Raw genomic sequence first — 6,735 nt, 5'->3', positions numbered from 1 at the left:
TCTATTAGTAAAGGGTTTTATAAGGGGGTTAAAAAGAGCGGATTTGGTATTATATCTCTCTTAGTACCTACCGTTCTCATCGTAAGACGATTATGAATAAATTAAATGCTTCCAATCAGGTTGAGGCTATTGCAAGGGCTTTTAGAGGAAAACTTATTCAATAATAGAAGACTATTTCAAACTACGGTTTTTCTTTTTTATTATCTTCATTTTCAACATTAGTTAAATTTTAGAAAATAAGGAACAATCTAAATTGATTTAGATTGTTCCTTATTAGGTGTTTATTAAAGGATACTCGAATTGTTGGAAGAAATTCCAGCAAAATCATTTTCTACGGCAGAAAACATTGACTATGAGTTTAGAGTTTAATTATCCGAGACTTGGTTGATGACGATGGCTACTCATTTTAAGTCATGTTTTATTTTTTAATTTAATTATGAGATAATTCAGGTAAACGCTCTGAGATAGCACAATCGAAACCAACTTTTACTAGATGGTGGCATTTCTTACCATTATCCAGTGTGAAAAGATCTTTTATCTTGTGAAAAGCGGAATCATTTGTTACATCAGAACCTATATTTAACTTTAAATATAGGCGAGTAAGTTCTTGATTAGAAAGATTTTTAAGCTTTTCTTTTGTCTGCCATATAACCAGGTTTTCAGGATTCATAATCGGAAAGACAAACATTAATTTGTCTAAAGTTTTTTTAGTTCTCAAATTATAATTTATAATAACAATAAAAAATCTAATAATCAGCCTCGATTATTAGATTTAATTAATAATCCCTTATCACATCAATTATCGTTATTACTCTCTTTTTCTTCTTCTTTAACCTTCTGTTTCCTCTGAAAAACCTGAACATTCGCTGCTTCTAAAATCACCACCCCATCCGTCGTTATTTCTAAAACTTTCCCTGAAAAGGCAGCGACCCAATCTGCAAAACTATCCATTTTTTGGACTTGTTTAGCCAACGTTTTCCTATTCACTTCAGCTTTAACTACAATCCCGTTTTCTCCTGTTACTTGTAACGTCACTTTTTTACCTTGTTCGGGTAACTCAGGACGCTCGGTGAACTTCACTGTCATTTCTGGTTGTTTTCCATTTAGCATAATAATTGGACTCTCTATTACTGTTGATTCGGTAGGAGATTTTTTTGCAGTTTGAGATGGCTTCTGTTTCTTTTTATTTTTAGGTGGGACTGAGATTATCTTTCCTTGTTTTTCTAACTCTTTATCCCAGTTATTTGTCAATTTCTCATTAATCCATCTTCCTTTTATTAGTTTTAAATAGTCTTCATCTCTAATACACATTATCTCCCAAAATTGGTCTGTTTCTGCTTCTGAAGGTAACTCTCCTTTTAGGTTTAAATAAAAATATTGTAACTCAGGGCTTCCTTCGTTAGCAAACCCATTTCTTTCTATTTTTAGAGCAAATCCTTTCTCTCCTATTTCTAGAATCTTCCCTCTCATTCTAAATAAATCTTCAGGGTTTTCTATCACTTCTCCTTTCGGTTCAATCGGTATAGGAAATGGATCTTTTATCACCCTAAGTAATTCTATTCTGGTGATTATTCCCATTCTCGTTGTTCTAAAATACACTCGCCAATAGTTTTTTTCCGATGGCTCAATTTTCCCTGTTCTTATCCATTTTTCCCAGTCTCTCCTTTTTACAGAGGCTCTAAATTCCCTCTCATCTCTGGTCTTTAATATCCCATGTAAAAAACGACTTTCTTCTCCTTTTTCATCAGAATGAAAACTTCCACATATACACCCAACGGCTGAAAACAATAATGGTGTTTCTGCTATGGTAAAAAGAGGTTTTTCTTGCGTGGTCATTCACTTGAATCTATGTTTGCCTCCTTTATTTTACCTTAGAGGAAGCTCAGTTTTTCTACTGTTTCATTTTCCGTTCTAAGACCTCCACTAGACTTTCTTCAATATCTGTCAACCAAGGGCGATTAATCTTTCCCAAACCGGCTAAAAAATCCCTCGCTGGTTGTTCAATATCAACAAGCTTGATGTTTGATATGCGATCGCTTAAGTCCTTAATTTCCTTCTGTTGTTCATTCGAGTAGGGTAAGTCTTTGAGATTCTCAGGTTTCACTTCGTATTGACCATCCCATAGTTGCACAGAACAGCTAAAATCGTTAACAGCCTTAATAACAGCCCAACACCCACCTTTGCCCTTGAGGTCTGGGTTTCCTTTGATGATGATCTGTGCCACTTCCCCAACACGCCAGGGGATCGGGATTTTCTTCGGTTGCTGCATATTCTGCACCACTTCTTTAACAACACGACCACTTGGCACTTTTCCGCCACACTGTTTGAGTGCTTCTGTCCAGACTTCTACTTGTTTAGAAGGTTCTAATCTAATTAATGGCCTAACTTGACGTTCATTAGTTGGAAGTTTCCAATTTTTGTGATCCAATGGATCACATTTTTCCAAATTATCTACTACGGCGGCTGCATCTATTAAAAAATAAGGACGACGACGGGAAAAACCAAATCGGTTGTGAGCATACTCCTCAAAGGTTTTATACCGATCTCGATATAACTTTAGATCTTTTAGTTGACGCAAAGCTTGCCCCGCCACGACAAAACTTTTCTCGACAATACGTTCTAACCGTAGCCGTTCCTGTTGCTCATCATTGGTTAACTCCTCAAATTGGATCACTTCGGATACAATGACATCCCCATCATCCGAGCCTTGCAACCATTGCTCAACCTCGTCAGGGTCGATGTTCCACAAACCCTGCTTCCCCTTGATAGGCACAGGTAATGGCAATGGTTGTACATTGTTTAGTTTCCATGCAAAGCATCCCGGTTCCCAATGTCCACAACGTTGTTCAGTCTCTGACTGCTCATTGATAAAATCTTCGGTCATCTCAATGCAATCAACGAGGTCACAAACTGCGATCGCCTCTCCCAAGGGTAAACTACCCCAAGGATGCAGTGTTAAATCAATGCCCAACTCTGAAGCCAAAGCGGAATAGCTCGATTGTTGCTGGTTAGTATTTTTCTTGGCTGCACAGATAACCAATTTTCCTCGGTAGTTAGTGGGCCAACTGCGTGTCTCAAAGTGCTTCAGTCCCATTTTAATCAAAGAAGCATACGGCGGGTGCAACGAAATGGCCTTGATTTGGGCAATAGTATCCTGTGACTCCTGCTTTGAATTTTTCACAGAAGCCTTATCTTTCAATAGTTTCGTCATGGTTGCGTCCTCAGCTAACTTTGCCCGTCGAGTAGATTACCCTGTTGTCCTTCGATGGCATCTAATCCCTCGTTGACAGCTTTTTCAACAGCTTCTAGGGCATCACGAGATATCTCAACCACTTTCTGCCAACCTTGGTTGATTCCTTGCAGGAGACGGACTTTAAGATGTAATCGGTTTTTGTTATTCGATTGAGGGTCTAAGTAAACCAGCGTTCCAGGTTCTATCTCCACACCATCGACTTTGCGTTGTGACCCCACATATTTAAAGACATCCTCATTAACTTCCGTGGCTGCAATCGCATCTAATTGTACTTGTTGAGATGGGTTCAAAGCCGTGTACACCGCTTTGGTTTGTTCTGGATGTTGTTTCTGTAACTGTTTAAGCTCAACCCAGGTTTTACAGGCTAGTAGCAGGGATTTAAGGTCATCGAGTGTGGACGCTGAATCTGTTTCTGTTTCTGTTTCTTTATCAGGAAAAGCCGCCCAGATTCGAGTCCAATAATTTGGGTACTGTTCATTAAAACCCTCGATAGTAAGAACTTTTTGTTCGACTTCGGTTAATAACTCAAGCCACTCCTCGGCAGTATGAAGGGAATTATCCCGTTCCAAATCTTCTAACACATTCATTAACCACTCAATATCAGTCACCAGTTCTGTGTTCTCATTTTCACTCTCAGCTAAAGTACAGATATTACCAACCTCTGATTGTTGATTGGTAACTATAAACTGTTTATTACTGATGACTGGTGACTGGTCATTGGTGATTGTTTCAAGGTTTGATGGTTGATTTTCACATTGAGGGGGAGTCTCAACCTTTGTAACCGATTTCTCATCTATTGTTGACGGTGATTGATTGATAAGTTGATGATTTTCTGAGTAACCACTTTGATTGTCTAGTAAGTTGTCTATAATTTTCGAGTAGGTTAAGTCATCAATTTTAGCAACTTTTTGTTTAAAGCAAGTCTGAATAGGCATTTCACCGATTGATATCTCCATCGAATTACCAGAAACTTCACAACTTTCATCAACTTCTGGATGATTAGATTCAGAAAACCCAAACCGTTGTTCAAAGGGAATATATTTCATTGATTTCCCAACCCCTTCTAATTTTCCGTAACCATTACTAGCGAGAACTTGAAAATATTTAGAGCGGATCTGATCAGTGGACATTTTTCTAAGGGCGTTAAAATTTTTCTTAGCCCAGGAAGCACTAACCCCTTTTTCAGTCTGTTGGTAAACATCGAGGGCTTTAGTATGGATTTTGAGTAAAATTCCTTCTAAATCATTAGAGGAATCGGTATTTGTAAAAATAAGTCGATGTTGACCTAAGTAAAACGAACCGATTTCAATGGCTGCTTTCATTGTTGCTCCATCGATAACTAAATGAGGTTGTTTTCCTTCTAATAAGGAATTGACTAAATGCAACCATAAGGCCAAGCGAAGGGTATAGCATTCTATCTTTGGGTACACCAGACTTAAGGCATGGTTATATTCTCTGATGCCAAAATCCACTAAGGTATGGTTCCATGCTTGGAAGAGAACTTTAGCATCGTGGTCTAGTAAATATTGTTTTTCGGGTAATTCTCGCATTTGTTCATAGAGCCACCTTAACTTGTGTTGCAAGTCGGGAACCGCATTTGTTTCTTGAAATAGGTCTAAGTAACGTTTTGGGGCATTGCCAATCGAACACAATAAGAACCTCGCCATGTATCCTGATTCAATAAAACCAGAATTATCCATCAACTTAGATAAGGTGTCCCATTGGATGGTTCCGGTTTTACTTAAAGCGGTTTTATCTAAGAATAATCGAGAATCACTGCGGTCATAGCTAATGGAACTACCATTAAAGAAACTGAGTTCTTGTTCTTTATCGTCCCCTACACCTCCTTTCTTATATTGATTCAACCGACGGAAATCACTAGATAACTCGTCCATGTATTCCAATAAGCCCCTTGTATTTTCGCCGTGTATCCTCATTTTGGTGGTGATGGTTACATTGGTCATCATGAACCGTTCTCTTGTTGGACAGGCAAGATCTCCTGATTTATCTTGTTCATATTCCCGTTTCAAAAGATTGTATCTATCGGCCGCTTCTGCTTCCATGTCCATCAATGGTTTAATAATCACCTGTTGCGGTGGTGTCTTGGCTTGTCCTGAGTGGGCCACATTCCCACTCCAGAAAATCAACGGCTGTTCATATCCTCCTGTCCCATTCGCTACCACTGTTGAACTTGTTCCTGCACAGGATGCTACCACTGGTAATAGCGTGTTAAACAAATATTCTGGTGCTGTAGGCATTGCTTCGGCCGCATCTATCATCAACCCGGCGAAGTCTTTCTCTAAGTATCGGGTTATGTCTAATCTTTGTTGGTATAGATTCAGATTTGTCGACAAGGATGCGATCCCCTCTGCCGTTTCTTCATCTAGGTTTTCTTCTCTTTCTATGGTTCGGGCCAATAACTCTATCTCGCGGTATTTATAACCTGTTTGGGCCGCTAAATTAATTAAGGCCATATACCTTAATGAGTCTTGAGGCAGTTTTTTGATAATTTCTTTAACTGCATCGAGGAGATTAATCTTCGGTTGTTTCTCTTCCTTATTCTCCTTAGTTGCTGTTTGTTGTCTTCCCTCTGATAAAATTTGATTTTGTCGTTTCTGAGGTTGCACTACTTCCTTCCAGTACCATCCCCAAATACAACTTTCAATGGCATCAGGGGGACAGCTAGGACTGCTATTTGTTTTTTGACACCATTGGTAACGTTCAGTTTCTTCCTTTGCCGTCATCCCACTACGCATACAGAATTCATGAAACAACGACGTAGCCGAATCACTGTAACTTTGCCCTATGGTTTGCAGATATTGCTCAACTGCAATGAGTTCTAAGCCAACGTTAATAGCTGTGTCATTTCGTTTGCACCCCTTGGGAACCCCTGTGGCTACCCATTCCCTGACTTCCTTACGACAACATTGTAACAATGGAACCGGTGCCGGTACTGGAACCGTAATCTCGTCCGGGTGTCGTGGTAAACTAGACCCGTCTTCAAAATTGTTGACATCATTACGATTCCCGATTGTTGCTTCGACTAGAGGCAACTTTTCTTCTTGCTCTGGGATAATTCCTCGCAACTCTTCGTAAGTATAAGTTTTGGCCGATGCAGAGATAATCTTTGTTTGCTTGTAGATGGCGTTCCCGTCAGTGTCGTGGGATATGTGATGCGCTCCTGCTAACCGCATCACTCGCGCCGGGTTTTTAATGGAGCGATCTGCATCTGCATATTCGAGGAGGTTTTTTTGCAACTCCTTCCATTTTTCTATTTCTACCGGTGTTTTAAATACCCAGTAGCTGTGAATAGATTTCCCCCCCGTGTCCACTTGGAACGTCGGTTCGGGTAGTTCCAAGGTCTTCCAAAGTGTCTTCTGAATCTCTTTGGGTAGGTCATCATGTTCAAAAAACACCGCAAAACCTTCGGTCACATCTTCATTTTTATGTCCGCCTCCATTGATTACCAAGTACGCACCTCT

At 39.6% G+C, this 6,735-nt stretch carries 4 protein-coding genes; all 4 read right to left on the bottom strand.

The window, feature by feature from the left end; genetic code table 11:
• Nucleotides 1-430: 430 nt before the first annotated feature.
• Complete coding sequence (locus P9B04_RS11795; protein ID WP_342055185.1) at nucleotides 431-670, bottom strand: hypothetical protein; 240 nt, start codon at nucleotides 668-670, stop codon at nucleotides 431-433.
• Between the two features lie 125 nt (nucleotides 671-795).
• On the bottom strand, nucleotides 796-1,836 hold the full coding sequence (locus tag P9B04_RS11790; protein WP_342055184.1) for a hypothetical protein: 1,041 nt from the start codon (nucleotides 1,834-1,836) through the stop codon (nucleotides 796-798).
• Between the two features lie 55 nt (nucleotides 1,837-1,891).
• Nucleotides 1,892-3,211, bottom strand: a complete 1,320-nt coding sequence (locus tag P9B04_RS11785; protein ID WP_342055183.1) for an ASCH domain-containing protein — start codon at nucleotides 3,209-3,211, stop codon at nucleotides 1,892-1,894.
• A gap of 14 nt (nucleotides 3,212-3,225) precedes the next feature.
• Nucleotides 3,226-6,735, bottom strand: a 3,510-nt coding sequence (locus tag P9B04_RS11780; RefSeq protein WP_342055182.1) for a DUF3987 domain-containing protein, incomplete at its 5' end; no start/stop codon positions are given.

The sequence above is a fragment of the Crocosphaera sp. Alani8 genome, from assembly GCF_038442745.1.
Taxonomy (GTDB): domain Bacteria; phylum Cyanobacteriota; class Cyanobacteriia; order Cyanobacteriales; family Microcystaceae; genus Crocosphaera.
The sequence above is the reverse complement of the archived record's forward strand: the minus strand, read 5'-3'. Positions and strand labels throughout refer to the sequence as shown.

What these genes read in the sequence shown, in the direction of transcription:
- P9B04_RS11795 (WP_342055185.1), bottom strand. Translation starts at nt 670, where the DNA reads ATGAATCCTGAAAACCTGGTTATATGGCAGACAAAAGAAAAGCTTAAA.
- P9B04_RS11785 (WP_342055183.1), bottom strand. Translation starts at nt 3,211, where the DNA reads ATGACGAAACTATTGAAAGATAAGGCTTCTGTGAAAAATTCAAAGCAG.
- P9B04_RS11790 (WP_342055184.1), bottom strand. Translation starts at nt 1,836, where the DNA reads ATGACCACGCAAGAAAAACCTCTTTTTACCATAGCAGAAACACCATTA.